The organism is Streptomyces anulatus, from assembly GCF_014650675.1.
Classification (GTDB): Bacteria; Actinomycetota; Actinomycetes; order Streptomycetales; family Streptomycetaceae; genus Streptomyces; species Streptomyces anulatus.
Window position 1 is genome coordinate 1 of the sequence record NZ_BMVK01000016.1, and the last position, 20,207, is coordinate 20,207.

Annotated in this window: 22 protein-coding genes and 2 pseudogenes; 12 read left to right on the forward strand and 12 right to left on the reverse strand. The window is 71.8% G+C overall.

Translation table 11 applies throughout. The annotated features are described in order from the left end of the window. Positions 1-163: 163 nt before the first annotated feature. The 4 genes and pseudogenes from IE272_RS38890 to IE272_RS29940 form a co-directional block, all read left to right on the forward strand. Positions 164-380: pseudogene (locus IE272_RS38890) on the forward strand (AICE-type RepA C-terminal domain-containing protein); the annotation flags it as partial. Positions 381-843: 463 nt separating this feature from the next. After that, positions 844-1,077 (forward strand): helix-turn-helix domain-containing protein, encoded by a 234-nt coding sequence (locus IE272_RS29930; protein WP_030710539.1) that lies wholly within the window; start codon positions 844-846, stop codon positions 1,075-1,077. A gap of 55 nt (positions 1,078-1,132) precedes the next feature. Continuing rightward, positions 1,133-2,372: pseudogene (locus IE272_RS29935) on the forward strand (tyrosine-type recombinase/integrase). Next, positions 2,369-2,521 (forward strand): hypothetical protein, encoded by a 153-nt coding sequence (locus tag IE272_RS29940; RefSeq protein ID WP_190009090.1) that lies wholly within the window; start codon positions 2,369-2,371, stop codon positions 2,519-2,521. The pseudogene IE272_RS29935 and the gene IE272_RS29940 overlap by 4 nt, the downstream one beginning before the upstream one ends. A gap of 136 nt (positions 2,522-2,657) precedes the next feature. Here the strand turns inward: IE272_RS29940 and IE272_RS29945 are convergent, their stop codons facing one another. Then, positions 2,658-2,819 carry a hypothetical protein gene (locus tag IE272_RS29945; RefSeq protein WP_169808519.1) on the reverse strand — a complete coding sequence of 54 codons (162 nt, stop codon included), beginning with the start codon at positions 2,817-2,819 and terminating at the stop codon, positions 2,658-2,660. Positions 2,820-3,252: 433 nt separating this feature from the next. Between IE272_RS29945 and IE272_RS29950 the strand changes: the two genes are divergently transcribed. Continuing rightward, a complete protein-coding gene (locus tag IE272_RS29950; protein ID WP_057663469.1) occupies positions 3,253-4,098 on the forward strand; it encodes a hypothetical protein in 846 nt (281 codons plus the stop codon). 18 nt (positions 4,099-4,116) lie between these two features. Here the strand turns inward: IE272_RS29950 and IE272_RS29955 are convergent, their stop codons facing one another. Then, positions 4,117-5,517 (reverse strand): hypothetical protein, encoded by a 1,401-nt coding sequence (locus IE272_RS29955; protein WP_190008948.1) that lies wholly within the window; start codon positions 5,515-5,517, stop codon positions 4,117-4,119. Between the two features lie 310 nt (positions 5,518-5,827). On the opposite strand from IE272_RS29955, the gene IE272_RS29960 reads away from it, so the two are divergent. Then, the gene (locus IE272_RS29960; RefSeq protein WP_190008951.1) at positions 5,828-7,465 is read left to right on the forward strand and encodes a penicillin-binding transpeptidase domain-containing protein; all 1,638 of its coding nucleotides are present in this window, start codon (positions 5,828-5,830) and stop codon (positions 7,463-7,465) included. Positions 7,466-7,574: 109 nt separating this feature from the next. Here IE272_RS29960 and IE272_RS29965 read toward each other — a convergent pair whose 3' ends face one another. Both IE272_RS29965 and IE272_RS29970 read right to left on the reverse strand, forming a co-directional pair. After that, positions 7,575-8,147 (reverse strand): 3'-5' exonuclease, encoded by a 573-nt coding sequence (locus IE272_RS29965; RefSeq protein ID WP_190008953.1) that lies wholly within the window; start codon positions 8,145-8,147, stop codon positions 7,575-7,577. Between the two features lie 31 nt (positions 8,148-8,178). Further along, positions 8,179-9,384 carry an MFS transporter gene (locus IE272_RS29970; RefSeq protein WP_190008955.1) on the reverse strand — a complete coding sequence of 402 codons (1,206 nt, stop codon included), beginning with the start codon at positions 9,382-9,384 and terminating at the stop codon, positions 8,179-8,181. A gap of 54 nt (positions 9,385-9,438) precedes the next feature. Here IE272_RS29970 and IE272_RS29975 point away from each other — a divergent pair, with 54 nt between their 5' ends. From IE272_RS29975 to IE272_RS29985, 3 genes are read left to right on the forward strand one after another with little or no spacing between them, the layout of a single operon-like run. Beyond that, a complete protein-coding gene (locus tag IE272_RS29975; protein ID WP_098893508.1) occupies positions 9,439-10,182 on the forward strand; it encodes an AraC family transcriptional regulator in 744 nt (247 codons plus the stop codon). Between the two features lie 56 nt (positions 10,183-10,238). Further along, positions 10,239-10,757: a YbaK/EbsC family protein gene (locus IE272_RS29980; protein ID WP_073960711.1), complete on the forward strand. Its 519-nt coding sequence runs from the start codon at positions 10,239-10,241 to the stop codon at positions 10,755-10,757. Next, complete coding sequence (locus IE272_RS29985; protein ID WP_050358868.1) at positions 10,754-11,605, forward strand: EamA family transporter; 852 nt, start codon at positions 10,754-10,756, stop codon at positions 11,603-11,605. Before IE272_RS29980 ends, IE272_RS29985 begins: the two co-directional genes overlap by 4 nt. Positions 11,606-11,613: 8 nt before the next feature. On the opposite strand, the gene IE272_RS29990 is transcribed toward IE272_RS29985, so the two are convergent. Both IE272_RS29990 and IE272_RS29995 read right to left on the reverse strand, forming a co-directional pair. After that, positions 11,614-11,826 carry a DUF397 domain-containing protein gene (locus tag IE272_RS29990; protein ID WP_057663477.1) on the reverse strand — a complete coding sequence of 71 codons (213 nt, stop codon included), beginning with the start codon at positions 11,824-11,826 and terminating at the stop codon, positions 11,614-11,616. Beyond that, on the reverse strand, positions 11,823-12,701 hold the full coding sequence (locus IE272_RS29995) for a helix-turn-helix domain-containing protein (RefSeq protein ID WP_057663480.1): 879 nt from the start codon (positions 12,699-12,701) through the stop codon (positions 11,823-11,825). Before IE272_RS29995 ends, IE272_RS29990 begins: the two co-directional genes overlap by 4 nt. A gap of 165 nt (positions 12,702-12,866) precedes the next feature. Here IE272_RS29995 and IE272_RS30000 point away from each other — a divergent pair, with 165 nt between their 5' ends. After that, positions 12,867-13,307: an ATP-binding protein gene (locus IE272_RS30000; RefSeq protein WP_050358865.1), complete on the forward strand. Its 441-nt coding sequence runs from the start codon at positions 12,867-12,869 to the stop codon at positions 13,305-13,307. A 118-nt stretch (positions 13,308-13,425) separates the two neighbouring features. Here IE272_RS30000 and IE272_RS30005 read toward each other — a convergent pair whose 3' ends face one another. Further along, complete coding sequence (locus tag IE272_RS30005) at positions 13,426-14,541, reverse strand: MerR family transcriptional regulator (RefSeq protein ID WP_190008957.1); 1,116 nt, start codon at positions 14,539-14,541, stop codon at positions 13,426-13,428. 108 nt (positions 14,542-14,649) lie between these two features. Here IE272_RS30005 and IE272_RS30010 point away from each other — a divergent pair, with 108 nt between their 5' ends. Then, positions 14,650-15,111, forward strand: a complete 462-nt coding sequence (locus IE272_RS30010; protein ID WP_190008959.1) for a GNAT family N-acetyltransferase — start codon at positions 14,650-14,652, stop codon at positions 15,109-15,111. A gap of 9 nt (positions 15,112-15,120) precedes the next feature. Then, the gene (locus IE272_RS30015) at positions 15,121-15,846 is read left to right on the forward strand and encodes a hypothetical protein (protein ID WP_229897817.1); all 726 of its coding nucleotides are present in this window, start codon (positions 15,121-15,123) and stop codon (positions 15,844-15,846) included. A 69-nt stretch (positions 15,847-15,915) separates the two neighbouring features. Here the strand turns inward: IE272_RS30015 and IE272_RS30020 are convergent, their stop codons facing one another. From IE272_RS30020 to cbiQ, 5 genes are all read right to left on the reverse strand, one after another. Continuing rightward, on the reverse strand, positions 15,916-16,383 hold the full coding sequence (locus tag IE272_RS30020; protein ID WP_190008963.1) for a GNAT family N-acetyltransferase: 468 nt from the start codon (positions 16,381-16,383) through the stop codon (positions 15,916-15,918). A gap of 41 nt (positions 16,384-16,424) precedes the next feature. Then, positions 16,425-17,228, reverse strand: a complete 804-nt coding sequence (locus IE272_RS30025) for an SDR family NAD(P)-dependent oxidoreductase (protein ID WP_050358857.1) — start codon at positions 17,226-17,228, stop codon at positions 16,425-16,427. Continuing rightward, positions 17,225-18,391 (reverse strand): serine hydrolase domain-containing protein, encoded by a 1,167-nt coding sequence (locus IE272_RS30030; RefSeq protein WP_050359028.1) that lies wholly within the window; start codon positions 18,389-18,391, stop codon positions 17,225-17,227. Before IE272_RS30030 ends, IE272_RS30025 begins: the two co-directional genes overlap by 4 nt. 265 nt (positions 18,392-18,656) lie before the next feature. Then, positions 18,657-19,457, reverse strand: a complete 801-nt coding sequence (locus IE272_RS30035) for an energy-coupling factor ABC transporter ATP-binding protein (protein WP_190008965.1) — start codon at positions 19,455-19,457, stop codon at positions 18,657-18,659. Next, positions 19,445-20,206, reverse strand: coding sequence for a cobalt ECF transporter T component CbiQ (cbiQ, locus tag IE272_RS30040; RefSeq protein ID WP_056711830.1), 762 nt, complete (start codon positions 20,204-20,206; stop codon positions 19,445-19,447). Before cbiQ ends, IE272_RS30035 begins: the two co-directional genes overlap by 13 nt. Position 20,207: the final 1 nt, after the last annotated feature.

Genomic DNA, 20,207 nt, shown 5'->3' on the forward strand with positions numbered 1-20,207 from the left:
TCACACTGCCAGCACTGGCACTGCACTCACACTCGCCACTGCACTCACACTGCCAGCAAACCACTCCAACCTCATCGCCAGCTTCATACAGCGACCGCCATCCAGGAGGCCGCAGCATGCCCTTTCCCGGAAATCACGTCTACCGATTAGGGCGGTCGCTGGCAAATGGCTGCACGCCCTGAGCCGCCTCTACAGCGGCGAGGAGCTACGGCCTCTGCCGAAAGGGGTGGCCGACCACGGGCAAGGTGCTCTCCGACCGTCTCAAGCGCCTGCAACCCACCCTCGCCGCCCGGGGCGTCCTCATCGACAGCGGACGCACCAAAGCAGGCCGCTACCTCGAAATGACCCGCCCGGCCGCATCCCCGCCCCCTGAGCAACCGGAGCAGGCAGCGGCGTTCTGTCCGCACCGATCACCGGAGGACAAGCAAGAGGAGCACGCCCCCGCCGGGTGCTCCTCTTGCTGTTCGGCGGCAGCGCCGCCCAACAGGCGTGCCCGAAGGGCCCCTCACTTCGCCTGAAGGATCACCGCCACTACTACAGACACCCCCTTCTTTTCCTAAGTAGGGGAGTCTGCGTCACCTGCGTCACCAGGGACGGAAAACGGCCCCTGAGCAGGACAGACAGGGGTGACGCAGACGGCGAATCCTGCGTCACCCCTGCGTCACCCGCGTCACCCCCACGTCATCCGGTGACGCAGAAGGTGACGCACGGGTGACGCAGCCCCGCGCCGCTGCGTCACCCAAAACCGCAGGTCACACCCCCTAGGTGACGCGGGTGACGCGGTGACGCAGAAATCCACACCTCGGACAACCACGCCGCCCGTCGCCGCCCCATGGAGATCCCGTGGCACCGAAACCCGACCCCCGCGCCACCCTCCGGGGCGGCCTCCCCGACCGCTACCTCACCCCCGACGACATCGCCGAAATCTTCGAGGTGCCCAAAGAGACCGTCTACGCCTGGCGCAAGAAGCAGATCGGCCCGCCCGGCTTCCGCATCGGCAAGCACATCCGCTACGACCCCGCTGAAGTACTCGCCCACGTCACCCACCTCAAGAACATTGACCGCGAAGCAGCCTGACCCACCACCCACAGGGGCGCGACCACCACTGGTCGCGCCCCGACAGGAGCACCCCGTGGCCGGCCACATCCAAAACCGCTGGTACAAAACCGAACCCGGGCCCGACGGCAAGGACCGCCGGGTCAAGAGCGACCGATACGGCTCCGGACTCCGCTACCGCGCCCGCTACATCGGCCCCGACGGCACCGAGAAGTCCAAGTCCTTCCCGGACCGACAGAAGCGACTCGCAGAGAAGTGGCTGAGCAAGACCGAGGCCGACATGGACAGCGGCCAGTACGTAGACCCGAAAGCAGGCCGAACCACCTTCCAGCAGTACGCCGAACGCTGGGTGTCCTCGCACGCCGGAGAGGTCAACAGTGGGGAAGGCGCCGAGCGACGGCTCAGGCTGCACGCCTACCCGACCATCGGGAGTCGGCCGCTCGGCTCCTTCAAACCGGAGCACGTCCGCACCTGGCTGGGGGGTGCTGAAGAAGTCCATCCCGAACGAGACCCACCGCCGGGTGATCGCGGCGACAGTGTCCGCCGTCTTCAACGCGGCCGTCGATGACGAGCTGCTAGCGCGGAATCCCTTCAAGGCCCGCTCCGTGCAGATGCCGAAAGCCGGGGACGCGACGGTGAAGCCGTGGACCTCCAGCCAACTGTTCACCGTGCAGCCGTGGATCTGGGCGGGGGGGTGCGGGCTGCGTCAGGGAGAGATCTTCGGATTCTCCGTGGACGAGGTCGACTTTGAAGGTGGCTGGGTCACCGTGAGCCACCAGTTCAAACGGCTCCGAGGTCGGTACGTCTTCGCTCCCCCGAAGGGTGGGAAAACCCGGCAGGTGCCCCTCCCCAGAGCGGTAGCGGACGCGCTCCGGTCTCACGCTGCCGCCTTCCCACCCATCTCCGTCAGCGTGCCGTGGCGCACCGTGGATGGGGAGCGGCGCACCAAGCGCTTGTATTTCAGCGGAGCGGCCGGCATGCACGTCCGGGTGAGCCACTTCAACGACTTCATGTGGAAGCCCGCTCTGGCCGCTGCCGGGATCATTCCGGAGCCTGAAGAGGGCGAGCGGTACGCCTCCGCCCGTGAGCACGGCATGCACGCGTTGAGGCACTTCTACGCCTCCGTGCTACTGGATGCTGGCGAGAACATCAAAGCGCTGAGCCGGTATCTGGGGCATGCGGACGCGGGGTTCACCCTGCGGACGTACACCCACCTGATGCCGAGCAGCGAACTGCGCACCCGCAACGCGGTGGACACCCTGTATCAGGGGCCGCAAAACCATGATCACGGCCCAGAGGCGGCCCACGACGAGTGACGGCCCGCTCTCTGGAGCCGTTTTGGCTGGTCATCGGCGGTGCCGCGCCTGCGTCGCAGAACTTCATCTACTTCTGGCCGCTGTTCACGGGGACGTCGATCCCGGAGGACCTGTGGCGGGACCGGATGTGGCTGGACACCTGGGTGTAGGCACCGCGGTGGAACCGGGGCAGGAAGCCGAAATGCGGGCGGGCCGCGACGACAAGTCGTCGCGGCCCGCCCGCATTTCGCAGGATTCCGTCCGGTCGACAGAATTCCTGGCCTCTCACTCCTCCGAACCCGAGGCTCAGAAGAAGTGCTTTCGCCCGCCCACCGCGCGGCCGGTCGCGCCCAGGATCCACAGGATGGCACCCACCAGAATGAGGATGCCGCCGATGGTCGTCAGCAGCCCCATACCGACAAGCAGGCCGATGATCAGCAGAATAAGTCCAAGGACGATCATTTTCATTTCCCATCGTCAAGTCGGTTCAGACGCGTTTGCGCCTGCGCTTCACAACGGTCTCAGTGCACCTCACCAATACCTCCCGGCTCCGAATGTCGCCGGGACCTCGTTGCGAAGATCCTGGTGCCCGGCAATTCGGCGTTCACACATCAGTCACATCATCGATTTCGCGTTCGCCTCTGCCGCGCCAGGTAGAGGGCGGCCGCCCCCGCTGCCCACCGGGAGGTCCGCCACCACGGTCCGCCCGCCGACCGCACCCGTGTTCGCCGGGGCGCGCACTGCGGACGCGCCCCCGTTCGCTTCGCCGCCCATCCGGCTCCCCCCCTTGCCCGTCGGCGCCGAGCCGACGTTCCGCTTCCTCGTCCCCGAGCAGGGTAGGCGGGGCTGTCAGTGCCCTCGCGTAGGTTGAGCGCCGTCGCATTCGAACGAAAGGCACACGGTGAAGTCGTACGAACTGGGGTTCGGGGAGTCCGCGGACGAGCTGACGGTCCGTCCCGGCAAGACCATCGAGATCGATCTGCCCGGTGCCCGCGTCGCGGGGTGGTGCGGCGGTCGTGCGCCCGGCATCGGGACGGCCGCGTGGCCCCGGAGTCCCGTCACCGGGCTGCCGATGATCCATGTCATCACCCTCGAACTGCCGGAGGACTACCGGCGCAAGGGCGAGGACCTGGTGGCCATCTCCTTCTTCCAGGCCGACGACCATGTCGCCACCGACATCGACGGTGTGGCCGGACTCCTGGAGGGCACCGCGCCCACCGCGGAGCAGGCCGCCGATCCGTTCCTCGCGGCGGTGGCCGCGACGGCGGCGGCACGCCATCCCCAGCAGCGGGATCTGGAAGACCTCATCGGCGGCGCGCACGCGCTCCTGTGGCTCACCGCCGAGGAGTTCGCCGCGCCCCGCATCGGTCCCCCGGCCGACATCCGCCCGGCCGGTCTCGGCGACGAGTACAGCCGCGGCCTGAACGCCTGGGACGACAGCACCCCGGAGACCACGGTCTGGCTCGGCGAGCGCGCCGACGACCCGAACACCGGCATAGCCCCGTCGGAGGACGGCGAGGGCGGCTATGTGGCCGCCTGGTCCTCCGAGGACGAGCAGCTCCAGGAGTTCTGGTCGTCCATCGAGGGAACCTCGCACCTGGGCGGAACGGTCATGCCCTGCCAGGTGATGCCCGAGGGGCTGACCCCGTACGTCTTCGAGCTGGAGGACGGCGTCGGCGGGTTCAACCTCGGCGGCGGCAACGCGCAGATCGACCTGGAGTCGGACGTCTTCGACTGGGCGCAGTAGCCCGGCGGCAGTGCGCGCTCAGTCGCCCCCGCAGCCGCCTCCGCAGCTCGACCCGCAACTGGAGCCGCAGCCGCCCCCGCCGTTCCGGCTTCCGGAGCCCCTCCCGCTCGACCCGCGCGACGAGCGGGGCGGTGGTGGGTTCTTGCGGCGCTCCTCCGCCTCGCGCTGCGCCTGCCGGTAGCGCTCCGCCCGCTCCCGGCCCTCGCGCAGCCGCTCCTGCTGCCGGGCGGCGCCGTCCGCCGGTTCCCACGGGCCGAGCTTGTGGCGGCGGTCCGGGCGGAGCGGGACCGTGGTCACGGTCGCGTACATCCGCCCCATCTCCTGGTGGCGGTGGTATTCGGCGCAGGCGTATTCGAGGACGACCTCGTCGCCCTCCGCGAGGGTGCCGTACAGGACCGCTTCGAAGGGCTCGTGCTTCGGGTCGACGTCGTGGTGCCCGTTCCCCACCGCGTACGCCGAGCCGCTGCCCAGGAGCCGTGTCCGTTCTCGGGTGTCGCTCTTGCGGGGGGTGTACGCGATCAGGGGGGCCGCCGAGCGGGTGCGGGCGTCCGCGCACACCCAGTGGCGTCCGTCCGCCCCGGCGCGCACGCCCACGATCAGGGCCGGCTGCTCCTCCTCGTACAGCCGACGCGCCGCCCGGTAGGCGAGCTGGCCCCAGCCACCGAAGGTCGTGCCGGCGGCGAGGAGCACCAGACCGATGCGCTGCTGCCCGACGGCGTCGTACCCGACGCCACCCGAGGTCAGGTCCTCGACCAGGCCGTCGGCCAGGATGCCTGCGGCGACGAGGCAGAGAGCCAGCCCGAGGTAGACGTGCTGGTGGCCTCGGTGGCCGTCCGATTCCGGGGTGCCCTGGGGCAGCGGGAAGCGGCGTTCTCCCGCCGCGGCGAGGGCCAGGGCCCGTTGCCGGCGCCGGGCCCGCAGCCGAAGGCAGCTTCCCGTGAACGCGACGGCGCAGGCGGTGAGGACCACCAGCCATCCGGCCCTCGCCGAGGCGTCCACGTCACCCGGCCGGGCCAGGGCCAGCCCCGCTTCCCCGGCGAGGAGCAGGGCCGCCGGCACGGCCGCGACCGGAACGTACCGGTACCAGAGCGGCAGGGCGGTCAGCAGGACCGGCCCCGGATACCTCAGCCAGTCCGTCCCGTCCCCGGGCCCGCTGCGCCAGGCCAGGGACGCGGACGAGAGCCCGAACAGCAGGACGTACGCCACCGCTACCAGGGCGGCCAGCACCCAGCCGCCCACGGCCGGGGCGAGTACGGCCGGGGCCGCCGCCTTCCGCCAGCGCTCGGCGTCGGTCACGGCCCAGGGGGCGATGCCGCCGGAGAGCCGGGAGGCGACGCCGTCCCCGGTCACGGTCCAGGTGTCGGATGCGCCTTCGGGCAGGATCCCGGTCGGCAGATGCTTGATGTGATAGGCCGTCACCGGGCCACCGCCGCGCGCCTCTGTATGCCCATGCCGTACGCCCCCCGACGCTTGCTCCCCCGTGCATTACCGGCCAGTCTTCCCACGCCGGTCCTCCCTCACACGACATCACACGGCACCCACACCGCTTCGCACCACCTCGCACCTACCTCGCACCGCGTCACGCGGCCCCACACGGCGGAGAGCGCTTTCCGGCCAAGCATTCCGGTCCGGTAACAACGCCCTCACCGCCTGCCACAACCCTTTAGGGTTCCTCACAGTTGCCCCTTGAACGTGTTCAAGGGGCTCTCCTGGGGAGGGGGACTGCGAGATGCGCAGTGGAGCGAAGGTCGCCGTGATCGGTGGAGTGTTCGTCCTGATGGCCGGAGGAATCGGCTACGGGGCGTACAGCATGCTCGGGGACACGGTCGGCGGGGACGGCGGTACGCGGAGCGCGTCCGAGTCGTCGAAGGTGAAGACGGGGCCGCCGAGCGCGGAGGAGATAGCGGAGACGTCGAAGGGCTTCCTCGACGCGTGGGCGGCGGGGGACGCGTCCGCCGCGTCCCTCCTCACCAACAACGAGTCGGGCTCGGCGCCGGTGCTCGCCTCGTACGGCGAGGACGCCCGCATCGGCAAGGTGAAGATCACCCCCGGCCCGGCCGTCGGCACGAAGGTGCCCTACACGGTCAAGGCGACGGTCTCGTACGAGGGGAAGTCCAAGCCCCTTTCGTACGCCTCGGAGCTGACCGTGGTGCGTGGCCTGACGACGGGCAAGGCCCTGGTCGACTGGGCCCCGACGATTGTGCACCCGCAGCTGACGGAGGGCGCGACGCTGAGGACGGGCGAGGCCTCGACGCCGACGATCGAGGCCGTCGACCACAACGGGAAGGTACTGACCAAGGAGAAGTACCCCTCGCTCGGGCCGATCCTGGACACACTGCGCGAGAAGTACGGGGAGAGCGCGGGCGGTTCGCCCGGCATCGAGACGTGGATCGAGCCCGCCGACGAGACCCAGCCCGACGTCAATCTGCTGACGCTGGCCAAGGGCAAGCCCGGCAAGGTCCGGACGACGATCGACGCGGGCGCGCAGGAAGCGGCCGAGCGGGCGGTGAAGAAGTACGCGGAGGCCTCCGTGGTCGCGGTGAAGCCGTCCACCGGGGCGATCCGCGCGGTGGCCAACAACCCGGCGACCGGGTTCAACGCGGCGATGCAGGGAAAGCAGGCTCCCGGCTCCACGCTGAAGATCATGACGGCGGCGATGCTGCTGGAGAAGGGCCTGGTCACGGCGAACGGGGCGGCGGAGTGCCCCAAGGAAGCCCGGTACTACACCCGCACGATCCACAACCTGAAGTACTTCTCGCTGCCGGACGGCTCCACGTTCACGCAGAGCTTCGCCCGGTCGTGCAACACCGCCTTCGTCAAGCTGATCGACGACGTCGACGACGACTCGGCGCTCGCCAAGGAGGCGCGGGAGGTCTTCGGGATCGGTCTGGACTGGAAGACCGGTGTCGTCACGACCGACGGCAGCGTTCCGGAGGAGGTGCAGGGTGAGGCCGCCGCCCAGTACATCGGCCAGGGCACGGTCCAGATGAACGCCCTCAACATGGCGTCCATCACCGCCACTGCCCGCACGGGCACGTTCCGCCAGCCGGTCATCGTCCCGCAGTCCCTGGACAACCGGGAGTTGGCGACGGCCACGCGCTCGCTGTCGCCGTCCGTCACCCAGCAGCTCACGACGATGATGCGCGCCACGGCGGCCTGGGGCACCGGCGCGAAGGCGATGGCCTCGGTGGGCGGCGACAAGGGCGCCAAGACCGGTTCGGCGGAGGTCGACGGGCAGGACACCTCCAACAGCTGGTTCACCGGCTTCAGCAACGACCTCGCCGCGGCGGCGGTCGTCCAGACCGGCGGCCACGGCGGCGACGCGGCGGGCCCGGTCGTGGCGGAGGTGCTGCGCGCGGGCGGCTGAGGCCGCAGCCGTACGGGGCACGGAGTCCGGAGTACGAGGCACGGGTACGCGGCACGGAGTCCGGAGTACGAGGCACGGGTACGCGGGGCCCGGGGCAGGCCCCGGGCCATCAGCCCGCCGCCCAGTCCCCCCGCCCCGCCAGGTCCAGCACCAGGGCGGCGATGTTCCACGCGTCGTCGTCGCCCCGGTGGTGGCGGCCCTCCAGCGGGAGGCCGGCCACGGTCAGCGCCTGGGCCATACCGGGGCGGCGGCGCAGCCCGTACGCGGCGGTGAAGGCGACCTTGGCGTTCGTGTGGCTCTGCCCGAAGGGGTAATCCGTGCCCGTCGCCCGGCACTGGCGGGTGAACTGGTTGCGGTCGTAGTCGCCCCAACTGGCCCACGGCAGAAGGCCCGTACGGTGCTCGGCGGCCAGTGTCCGGCACGCCTCGGCGAACGACAGGCCGCCGTCCACCTCCGCCTGCGTCAGCCCGGTCAGCTCCGTGCAGAACGGGCTGACCGTCGAGCGCGCGGGCCGGACCAGCAGCCGGTGCTTGGCCACCCGCTCGCCCGCGCGCAGGTCGACGACGGTGAGGCCGATCTCGATGATCTCGCTGACCTGGCCGGGCGGCGGCTGCCCCTCCCAGCAGGTCGCCTCGACGTCGACCACATTCAGCAACTGCTCGCCCTGCCCGCCCGTGTCCATGGGACGAGCGTAGGAGCACCCCCGCCCCGGGTCATCCAGGTTTCGCCGCCCGGACGACGGCCCCGTCCGCTTCCGCGGGCGCCCCGAACCGAGGCCCCGGCAGGCGCGGTTCGGGCAGGGTGCGGAAGAGCAGCCAGCTCAGCAGGGGCATCGCCACGAGAGGCGCCAGGGCGGTCTGCAGGGACGTGGTGTCGGCCAGCGCGCCGATCGCGGGGCTGGCCAGGCCGCCGATGCTGACGGTCAGGCCGAGGGTGATCCCGCTGGCGGTACCGACCCGGGAGGGCAGGTAGTCCTGGCCGAGCGTGACCTGTAGCGAGAACGGCACGTACAGGCCGGCCGAGGTCAGCGCCAGGAACAGGAAGACGGCCGGGCCGGGCACCCACACCACGCCCGCGACGGCCGCGGCCGTGACCAGGTACGACCAGCGCGCGACCGCCACCCGGTCCCACCGGGCGGCCAGGGACCCGCCGAGCACCGAGCCGACCGTACTGCCGAGGTAGAGCACGAACAGGGCCGCCGTGCCCACGGCCATGCCGCCGCCCAGGCGCTGGCGGACGTACAGCGAGATGAAGGTGCTCAGGCCGATGAACGCGATCGACCGGAACACGACGGCCACGGACAGCCTCACGAAGGAGGCGACGTCGTCGCTTCCGGCCGGCGGCGTCGTACGGGAGCCGGCGGCGGCCTGCCTCTCCTGGAGGACGCGCACGACGGGCAGGCACAACGCGGCGCCGACGAGGGCCGGCAGCACCAGCAGGGGCGTCCAGCGCAGCCCGCCGACGCTCATCACGGCGGCGACCATGAGCGGGGCGAGCGCGAAGCCGACCGTGCCGCCCGTGGCGAACCAGCCCATCGCCCGGTGGCTGCCCCGGCCGGCGATCCGGGCGACGCGGGCGGATTCGGGGTGGTAGGCGGCCACCCCGATCCCCGACAGCGCGACGAACACCAGGGTCAGCGGATAGGAACCGCTCAGGCCGCTCAGCGCGATGCCGAGACCGCCGAGCAGCGTGCTGGCCGGCAGGAGCCACGGCATGGCCCAGCGGTCGGTGAGTACGCCGAACAGCGGCTGCGCCACGGAGGACAGCAGCGAGGCGGCCAGCACGATGCCCGAGGCGACCGCGAGGGAGTAGGAACGCTCGGCGATGAAGAACGGCACCAGGGCCGCGACGGAGCCCTGGTAGATATCGACGCAGGCATGGCCCACGGACAGCAGGACGATCGGCGTGTTCCTTCGCATCCCGCCATGTTCCGGCCCGGGGGCGTTGTCGCGCTTTCGATAAACTGCCACATGATGACGAACATCCGCCACGATCCCGTGGCGCCGACCCGCACCCGGCGGCTGGCGCCCGGCGGATCGATCGACGCCCACCGGCACGACGACCACCAGATCGTCTACGCGGGGCGCGGGGTGCTGACCGTCACGACCGGCGAGGGGTCCTGGGTCGCCCCGGGCACGCGCGCGATCTGGGTGCCCGCCGGTACGGTGCACGCGCACCGGGCCTACGGCGAACTCGACCTGCATCTGGTGGGGCTGCCCGTCACCGAGAACCCGCTCGGCCTCGACACACCGACCGTGCTGGCCGTCAGCCCGCTGCTGCGCGAACTCCTCATCGCCTACACCCGCGCGGAGGGCGACGACTGCCCCGAACGGGCCCGCCTCCGCGCCGTGCTCCTCGACCAGCTGCGGGCGTCCGCGCAGCAGCCGTTGCACCTGCCCACTCCCACCGCCCCTCTGCTGCGCGCCCTGTGCGACATCCTCCAGGCCGACCCGGGCGACAGCCGTACGCTCGCCGAACTCGGCCGCCGGGTCGGGGCGAGCGACCGGACCCTGTCCCGGCTGTTCCGCAGCGACCTCGGCATGACCTTCCCGCAGTGGCGCACCCAGCTCCGCCTCCACCACGCCCTGATCCTGCTGACCGGGCGGACGCCGGTGACCGCGGTGGCGCACCAGTGCGGCTGGTCGTCCACCAGCGCCTTCATCGAGGTCTTCCGCCGCACGTTCGGCCACACCCCGGGCTCCCACCCGGCGGGGTGAGCCCAGGCTCCGGAACCCCCTCGCATGCATACTGCACCTACCGCTAGCGTGCAGCCATGAGCACATCGGAACCCCCCGGGACCACGCCCGCCGCCCCCGTCTCCCACGCCCACCCCCGGTTCGCCGAGGCGCTGGCCGAGCTGGGCCTCCAGGTCGAGGTGCGCCGCTTCCCGGACGCGACCAGGACCGCCGTCGAGGCCGCGGCGGCGGTCGGCTGCGAGCTGAGCGAGATCGTCAAGTCGCTGGTCTTCACGGCGGACGGCGTGCCGGTACTGGTCCTGATGGACGGGGCGTCCCGGGTGGACGTCGAGCTGGTACGCCGCGAACTCGGCGCGCAGAAGGTCAAGCGGGCGGACGCGGACCTGGTCCGGGAGACGACGGGTTACGCGATCGGGGGCGTGCCCCCCTTCGGCCACGCCACCAGGACCCGCGTCCTGGCCGACCGACGCCTCCTGGACCACGCGGTGGTGTGGGCGGCGGCGGGCACCCCGCACACGGTGTTCCCGCTCGACCCGAAAACACTGATCGCCCACGCGGGCGCGACGGTCGCGGATGTGCGCGAGCCCGCCAAGTGACCCCTCTGGTCGCCCTCGCGGTCCTCATAGCCGCCGTCACGCATGCCAGTTGGAACGCCATCGCCCACGCGATCAAGGATCAGCTGGTCTCCTTCACGCTGATCTCCGGCGGCGGTCTGCTGATCGGCGTGGCGATGGCCCTGTTCACCCCGTTCCCGGCTGCCGGGGCCTGGCCGTACCTGGTGACCTCGGCCGCCCTGCACGTGCTGTACATGCTGCTGCTGATGCGCTCGTTCACGCTCGGCGACTTCGGCCAGATGTACCCGATCGCCCGGGGCACGGCTCCGCTGGTGGTGACGGTCCTGGCGGCGGTGTTCGTCGGCGAGCGTCCGAACGCCTGGGCCACGGCGGGCGTGGCCGTGGCCTCGGCCGGCCTGGTCGGACTGGCACTGTGGGGCATCCGGGGCTCCGGCAAGCGCCCGCACTGGCCGGCGATCGTGGCGGCCCTCGGCACCGGCCTGGCCATCGCCGGGTACACCACGGTCGACGGCGTCGGCGTGCGCGCATCGGGCACCCCGCTGGGCTACATCGCCTGGCTGATGATCCTGGAGGGCCTGGCGATCCCGGCGTACGCGTACTACCGCCGCCGCGCCGAACTCCTGCCGCAGCTAAGGCCCTACGCGGTACGCGGCCTGATCGGCGCGGCTCTCTCGGTGGCCGCGTACGGGCTGGTCCTCTGGGCCCAGACGAAGGCCCCGCTCGCCCCGATCGCGGCGCTGCGCGAATCGTCGATCATCGTGGGCGCGGCGATCGGCACCCTGTTCTTCAAGGAGCGCTTCGGGGCCCCGAGGATCGCGGCTGCGGGGCTGATGGTGGTGGGCATCGGGCTGATGCTGCACACGGGGTGAGGCGGGGGTCAGCGGCCTTCGCCGACGTACGGGACGAAGGCCTTCCACGCGGCGCGCGCGACGGCGAGACGGGGTCCCTGAAGGTTCTTGGAGTCGCGTACGTGGACGACGTCAGGGGCGGTGGCGACCTCGACGCATTCGTTGCTGTTACTGCTGTCGCTGTAGCTGCTCTTGACCCACTCCAGCTTGGAAGCGTCCCCGGCAGAGGTCTCGCTGATCATGTCTCTCCCAGTACTTGCTCGATGAAGGCCCTCGACTCCCTCGGGTTGAGAGCCTGCGCCCGCAGGATGCCACACCGCAGCTCGATGATCCGGAGGTGCTTCGGGTCGGAGACCGGTCGGCTCCCGAAGTCGCCCTCGGAGCGCCCCACCGCCGATCCATCCCTGAACTTCAGCACCTGCATCTCACCGCCCATTCCGGCATGCTCGTCGCGACTGGTCGGCATCACCTGAATCTCGACATGGCGCAGTTCGCTTGCTTCCAGGAGCCGTTCCAACTGTCGACGCCACACCATTCTGCCTCCAAGGTGGCGTCGCAGTGTCACCTCTTCCTGGACAAAGCTGAGTTCCGGTGCAGGCGAGCGGCCGAAGATGGACTGCCTGGCCACACGAGCGGCCACCAACCTCTCCACCTCGTCCTGCGAGAACGCGGGCCTACGCATCCCGAACAACGCCCGCGCGTAGTCCTCGGTCTGCAAGAGGCCATGGATGTTGTGGCTGCCGTACGCCGAGAGCTCCACCGCCGCAGCCTCCAGCTTGGCCAGCTCGCGGATCTTCTTCGGGTACCGCACCTCCGCCAGGTCGGACTTCATCGCCGCGAGCTTGCCGCCCGCCCCGACCGCCCGGTCCACGCCGTCCATGAACTCCGGGCGCGGGATGCGCCGGCCGCCCTCGACCTTGTAGACGAGGTCCTCGCCGTAGCCCAGCGCCAACCCCAGCTCGCAGGCCCGCATGCCCGCCGCCTCGCGCCAGGCCTTGATCTGGCGGCCCACCGCCGCGACCACCGCCGCTCCCGACTCGTCATCGGGATCGACGTCCCAGCCGGGCTCGTCCACCCCGCCGTCCCCACGCTCCGTACCGTCGCCGACCACGCTCATGCGAGCCCCCGCTTCCAACGCGCCTGCCGTTCTTTTCCCAACCGCGTCCCTTCCCCGCACGTCACTGCGGACAGCCGGGACAACGCCGGACAAGCCCTGGACAATCACCGTACGCAAGGGCTCGGTCACTGGGCACGGTACGCAGATGCGGCCACGCTGAGTGACATGAACCAAGAAATCGTCCGCATCCAACACCTGCACGCAGACCGGGCGTTCACCGTGCTGCTGTCCCCCACACGCCGAGGGGCCCGGCTCGCCCGGCTGCTCACCGTGGCCCATCTCGGCGCGTGGGGGCTCCCGTCGGAAGCGGAGACGGCGGCGCACATCGTCGCCGAGCTGGCGGCCAACGCCACGGTGCACGGGCGCGTGAAGGGGCGGGACTTCCAACTCGGCCTGACGGTCGGCGGAGGCACGCTGCGGATCGAGGTCACCGACACGCGCGGGGACAGCGTGCCGCCCGGGCCGGGGGCCGTGAAGCCGCCCGAGGACGACGCGGAGACGGGACGCGGCCTGCTCATCGTCGAGGCGCTGGCGGACCACTGGGGGATCGTCCCCGGGCCGGTCCCGCGCAAGACGGTCTGGGCGGAGATCGACCTCGTACGGTGACGTCTCCCACCGGGTCGTGCGCCGGTGCGACCCGGGCCCTTCCAGACCTGCGACGACTGCGCCCGCGCCTTCCGCTCCACCACCCCCGGCCACCTACCGACCTGACCGAACCGACGGCTCAGGCCACGAGAAGGCGGAGGCCCAGTTCCGCCGTGTCGAGGGCGGCGAGGTCACGGTTGCGCTCGGCCCACCGACCCGAGGAAAGATCGGCGCGGAGGCCGTCCACCGCCCGCTGTTCGGCCTCCGGCCCGACTCGGGTCCACACCGATACCGCGCGGCGCACCTGTTCGTCGAGGTACGCCTCGGGCCGACGCCAGTGGGCCTCGAAGAATCCGTCGGCGCAGTCCCACGGGATGAGCACCGGCTCCGCGCGGCCCCCGATCGCATGGGTCAGGTCGGTCAGTGACGGCCAGTCGACGAGCAGGCCGGCGAATTCGGGCAGGTAGTCGCAGGTGAGCCAGAAGCGTTGACGCCAGCCGCTGCCACTCGCGTCGTACGTGAACACGACCACGCGGCGGGCCACCCGCCGCATCTCCCGCAGCCCGGCGACCGGGTCCCGCCAGTGATGCACGGTGCTGACCGCCATCGCGGCGTCGAAGGACTGATCCTCGAACGGGAGACGCTCCGCGGCGGCGGCCACGCACGGAGCGGCGTCCGCCGGGCGCTGCGCCCGCATGACCGCCGACGGTTCCACCGCCGTCACGTCGCGGTCCGGGGGCTCGTAGGAGCCGATGCCCGCCCCCACGTTGAGCACGGTCCGCGCGTCCCCGAGCGCCTCCCAGATGCGCGCGGCGATCCGTGGCTCCGTGCACCGTGTGGCCGGGTAGGCGGACCCGATGACGTCGTACAACTGGGCCCCGAACACCCTCAGTTGCTCCTCCGGCGTTGTTCTGATCCCCATGGCCCGTGCCTCCAGCTCCCTGTCGATGGCCGTCACCATGCCGTCGGCGCGGTCGCGCTGTTCCCGCAGCAGGCCGCGCAGCCGGCGCAGGTGCGCGACCGCGTCGGTATCCGGGTCGTCGACCAGATCGGCGATCTCACGCAGTCCGAAGCCCAGCCGCCGGTAGGCGATCACCTCGCGGAGGCGCTCCACGTCGCCCGCCGTGTAGGCCCGGTACCCGGCGGCCGTCCGCTCGGACGGACGCACGAGGCCGATCTCGTCGTAATGGTGCAGCGTGCGGACGCTCACGTCGGCCAGTCCGGCCACGCGCCCCACGGTCAGGTGCTCCTCCATGGCACGGACTATGGGGCATCACGCCACGTGAGGGTCAAGCGCTTCCCCGGCCCTGCCCGCCCACCTCGCGCCCGGGCCCGCACCGCGCCACGACTACGATCCCAGCCCATGACGTCCACCACGCGCAGCGAAGACGGGAACAGGAACCAGGGCACCGACGGGTACGAGATCGACACCGATCCCGGACGGCTCGACGTCACCCTGGTGCACCACTGGCTCTCCACCGACGCCTTCTGGGCACTCGGCCGCAGCCGCGACCTCGTCGAACGGTCCATGGACGGGTCGCTCAACTTCGGTGTCTACGACGCCGACGGGGCCCAGGTCGCCTACGCCCGGGTCGTCACGGACCGGGCGACCTTCGCCTGGCTCTGCGACGTCTACGTGGACCCGGCGCATCGCGGCCGGGGCCTCGGCGTACGGCTGGCGACCGCCGTGCGCGACCATCTCGCCCCGTACGGGCTGAAGCGGACCCTCCTCGCCACGCTGGACGCCCACGAGCTGTACGCGAAGGTCGGGTTCGTCCCCGTGCCCGACCCCGAGGGCCTGATGGTCCTGAACGCCGAGCGGTAGGTGGGCACCGTGCCGGACAGGGACGGGACACCGGCTCCCGCCGGCCATCCGCACGCCCTCGCCGCCCTGGTCGCACGGGAGTCGGGCGCGGAGGTCGAGGCGGTCCACGACCCGGACACGGGACGGTGGACGCTGGAATGGACGGACGGCGAGACCGTCGAGGGCGTGGAGCGAGCGGTCCGGGCCGCCGGCCCGGAGGCGGCGCGGGGGCTCCGCTACCGCCGGCGGCTCTCCGAGGGGACCGTCGCCCTCGGAGCCGTACGGCTGGCGACCTCCACGGACGGGTCAGGGCCGCGGCCCCCTGTGAACGCGGCCGCCGTCGAGGCGTTCTGGCGGGACGTACGACTGCCGAGCCCGCTCACCGAACGCGAGGCGCTGCTCGTGTACGGCCTGATCTACCAGGTCCACGACGACCACCGCCGCAACGAGTCCGAGCCCGAGCAGATCTGCTACCTCGTCCGGCAGGCGGGCCTCGCGACCATCCTCCTCCGCAGACCGGAGGCACTGACCCCCGCCGAACTGCTGACCGCCCGCTACGCCGGGTCGCACGGCCACCCGGCCTGGCGGTACTGCCTGGTCCCGATGGACGACGCACGGCTCGTACGAGCGGTGCACGCGGACCCCACCGCCACGGCCGACCACCTGAAGGCCGCCCTCACCCTCGCGGCCGCACTGCCCGACACCCCGGAGGCGGTCACGTCCCGACTCCGGGCGCGGCTGCGGCGGAACGGCTGAGGCACAGCGGTCGCGGCGGGCGGAACCGGCCGGGAGCCGGAGCCTCCCCCGTTCTCCCCCGCCGTGCCGCTACCCCCACTCCGCCACCACCTCGCCGTCCTCCTCCACCCCCGTCGGGCGGAAGCCCAGCGACGTGTACAGGTGCGCGGCGGCCTCGTTGGCCGGGGCGTAGGAGAGGCGCACCGCCGTGCCGTCCTCGCGGGTGGAGAGCCAGGAGGCCAGGGTCCGTACGGCGGCGCGGCCGATGCCGGTTCCCTGGTGGGCGGCGTCGATCAGCATGCCGCCGATCCAGTGCGAACCGTCCTCGTCCCGGGCCCACATGATGTGCCCGGCCACCTCGCCGCCCGTGCACACGGCCAGCGAGGTCCAGGTGTCCTCGCGGCTGCTCAGCACCAGGTAGCGGGCGGCCAGGGCCGGGACCCAGTCGCGCTGGTCGTCGCGGGGCGCGCTGTCGGCGACCGCCCGCCAGTTGTCCGCGTCCACCTCGTGGAGGGTGACGGGGCGGCCGGTGCTGTCGGAGTGTCCGTGGTCGATCATCCGCGCAGGGTAGGCCCCCCGGGCGACGCTCGACCACGGATTTACGGCTGCGTCATCGCCTGCCGGAAGCCCGTGTTCACCGCGAGGATCCCGCCGTCCACACGCAGCGTCGTCCCCGTGATCCAGGCGGCGTCGGTGGAGGCGAGGAACGCCACGGCGGACGCGATGTCCTCGGGGGTGCCGACGCGGCCCAGCGGGTAGAGGGCGGCGGCCCGCTCCAGTTCGGCGTCGCGGCCCGCCCACGCGTCGGTGCGGATCGTGCCGGGGGCGACCAGGTTGACGCGTACGCCGCGTGGTCCGGCGTGGCCCGCCAGCGTACGGGTGAGGCTGGTCAGGCCCGCCTTGGCGGCGCTGTACGCGTGGCCGCCGAAGGACTGTTCGCCGTTGACCGAGCCGATGGTGACGATCGCGCCCCGGCCCGAGGCGACCAGGTGCGGCAGCGCGGCGCGGGCGCAGCGGAACGGGCCGGAGAGCGTGACGTCCAGGTCGCGTTCCCAGACCTCGTCCGTCTCGTCCTCGAAGAGCGGGGTGTCCTGGCCCGCCGCGTAGGCGTTGTTGACCAGGACGTCGAGCCGGCCGAAGGCGGCGACCGCGTGGGCGACGGCCGCCTCGACCGCCGCCCGGTCGGCCACGTCGCAGACGAGGGATTCGGCGGTGCCGCCCGCCTCGCGTATCGCCGCCGCCGTGTGGGCGGCGCGCTTCGCGTCCAGGTCGGTGACGAGGACGGCGGCCCCTTCCGCCGCCAGGCGGCGGGCCGTCGCCGCTCCGATGCCCTGACCTGCGGCGGTGATCAGGACGCTGTATCCGGCGAACCGGGCCGGGGTCTGCGCGGGTGCTGGTGTCATAGCGCCGACCGTACTGCCCTGACCAGGGCCTGGGCACGGGGGTCGGCGGTAACTCCCTTCTGGAGTCCGTTGGTGACATAGCCCAGCGCGATGCCGGACTCGGGGTCGGCGAAGCCGAGGGAGCCGCCGCGTCCCGGGTGGCCGAAGGAGCCGGGGCCCAGCAGCGGTGCCGCCGGGCCGTGCAGCATGTAGCCCAGGCCGAAGCGGGTGTTGACGACCAGCACCCGGTCCGGGCCCGCCGACTCCTCCGTGCGGGCCAGCGTGAGCGTGGCGGGGGCGAACAGGCGGCGGTGGCCGTCGACGGGCCCGATCATCGCGGCGTAGCAGCGGGCCAGACCCCGGGCGGTCGCGATGCCGCCCGAGGCGGGGAGTTCGGCCGCGCGGTAGGCGGGGTCGTTCTCGTCGGGGAACGGGTCGATCGCGCCGAACGCCCTGCGGGTGAGGGAGTCCGGGTCGCGGTAGGCCTCGACGACGGAGCGTTTGGCACGTACGCGCAGGGCGCCCGAGGCGGTGCCCGTGGCCGGGGGCTCCACGGGACCGATGCGGCCGATGCGGTGGGCCTCGTCGGCGGGGAGCCCGAACCAGAAGTCGAGGCCGAGCGGACGGGCGATCTCCTCGGCGATCCAGCGGCCGATGGTGCGGCCGGTGGCACGGCGGACCAGTTCGCCGATCAGCCAGCTGTAGGTCTGGGCGTGGTAGCCGTGGTCGGTGCCGGGCTCCCACTGCGGGCGCTGGGCGGCGACGGCGGCGGGCCCGGAGACCCCGTCGGCGGCCTCGGCGGGTGTGAGGGGGGTGTCCAGGGCGGGGACGCCGGCCCGGTGGGCGAGGAGGTCCCGGACGAGGACGCGTTCCTTGCCGTTCGTCTTGAACTCCGGCCAGTAGGTGGAGACCGGGGCGTCCAGGTCGACCTGCCCGCGCTGGTGGAGCAGCAGGGGGACGGCGGCGGCGATGCCCTTGCCCGCCGAGCGGACGATCTGGACGGTGTCGACGGCCCATGGTTCGACGCCGTCGACGTCTCTCGTACCGGCCCACAGGTCGACGACCTTGCGCCCGTGGCGGTAGACGGCGACGGCCGCGCCGCGCTCACCGCGCTGCTCGAAGTTACGGACGAACGCGTCCGCGACCGCTTCGAACCCGGGCGCGACCGTGCCCCGTACGTCCACATCCACGTTGCTCACGCTCGTGGTGACGGCCTCGGTCACCCCGGCCCCGGTCGCGGCCACGGTTCCGGCCGTGGACCCTGTCCCGGTCGTTTCCGTGCCTGTTTCGGACCCCTTGCCTGGCTCCGCTCCCGTGCCTGATCCCGATTCCGCTTCCGCGCCCGCCGTCGTGCTCACTCCCGCGCTCCCGCTCATCCCCCCATGGTGCACGTCCCGGCGGGGTGTTCGGGGGGCGGGTCACCGTGACCACCGGGCTGTCACGACCTGTTTACGCCGACGGAATGCTGACGGAGCGCGGGTCGAAGCCGAACGGCAGCTCCAGCCGGTGGGAACGCATCAGCTTCTCGTCGCAGAGGAGGTCCTGCGTACGGTCGTCGGCGGCGATGACCCCCTCGCTGAGGATGACGGCGCGCGGGCAGAGCTCCAGGGCGTACGGCAGATCGTGGGTGACCATCAGCACGGTGACGTCCAAGGAGCGCAGGATATCGGCCAGTTCGCGGCGGGATGCCGGGTCCAGGTTGGACGAGGGTTCGTCCAGGACGAGGATCTCCGGCTCCATCGCGAGGACGGTGGCCACGGCGACACGGCGACGCTGCCCGAAGGAGAGGTGGTGCGGCGGCCGGGCGGCGTACTCCTCCATGCCGACCTGCTTCAGCGCGCCCAGGACCCGCTCCTCCAGCTCCGGGCCGCGCAGTCCGGCGGTGGCCGGGCCGAACGCGACGTCCTCGCGGACGGTGGGCATGAACAACTGGTCGTCGGGGTCCTGGAAGACGATGCCGACCCGGCGGCGGATCTCGGCCAGATTCCGTTTGGCGACCGGGAGTCCGGCGACCCGCACCGTGCCCGAGCCGGCGTCCAGGATGCCGTTGAGGTGCAGGACGAGCGTGGTCTTGCCCGCCCCGTTGGGGCCGAGGAGAGCGACGCGTTCGCCGCGGCAGACGGTCAGGTTCACCCCGAAGAGGGCCTGGTGGCCGTCGGGGTAGGCGTAGGCCAGGCCGCTGACTTCGAGCGACGGGGCGTCATCCGTGAAGGGTTCCGTGGATTCCGTGGAGGAGGTCACAGGGTCCATCCCAACAGACAGACGGCGAGGGCGAGGGCGGGGAGGGCCGCCGCGTACGCCCACTGGGTGCGGGTGGCGGTCGCCTCGTCGATGACGGGCATGGCGCCGGTGTAGCCGCGGCTGACCATGGCGAGGTGAACGCGTTCGCCGCGTTCGTAGGAGCGGATGAACAGGGCGCCCGCCGAGGCCGCGAGCACCCGCCACTGCCGTACGCCGCGCGCCTCGAAGCCCCGGGAGCGGCGGGCGATCGACATGCGTCGCATCTCGTCGGTGACGACGTCCCCGTACCGGATCATGAACGAGGCGATCTGCACGAGCAGCGGCGGCAGCTTGAGGCGCTGGAGGCCGAGCAGGACGGCGCGCAGTTCGGTGGTGGATGCCAGCAGCACCGAGGCGGCGACGCCGAGGGTGGCTTTGGCCAGGACGTTCCACGCGCCCCAGAGGCCGGGCACGCTGACGGAGACGCCGAGCACACTCGTCTGCTCGCCCGGCACCACGAAGGGCATGAGCAGGGCGAACGCGACGAACGGCACCTCGACGACGAGCCGCTTCAGCAGGAAGCCGGCGGGGACGCGGGCCACGGCGGCGACGGCGGCCAGCAGCGCCGCGTACAGCCCGAAGGCCCACATCGCCTCGCGCGGGGTGGAGACGACCACGAGGACGAAGCAGAAGACGGCGGCGAGCTTGCAGTGCGGGGGCAGGTCGTGGACCGGCGAGTGTCCGTGCCGGTAGAGCTTGTGGGCGTGGCCCGCGCCCATG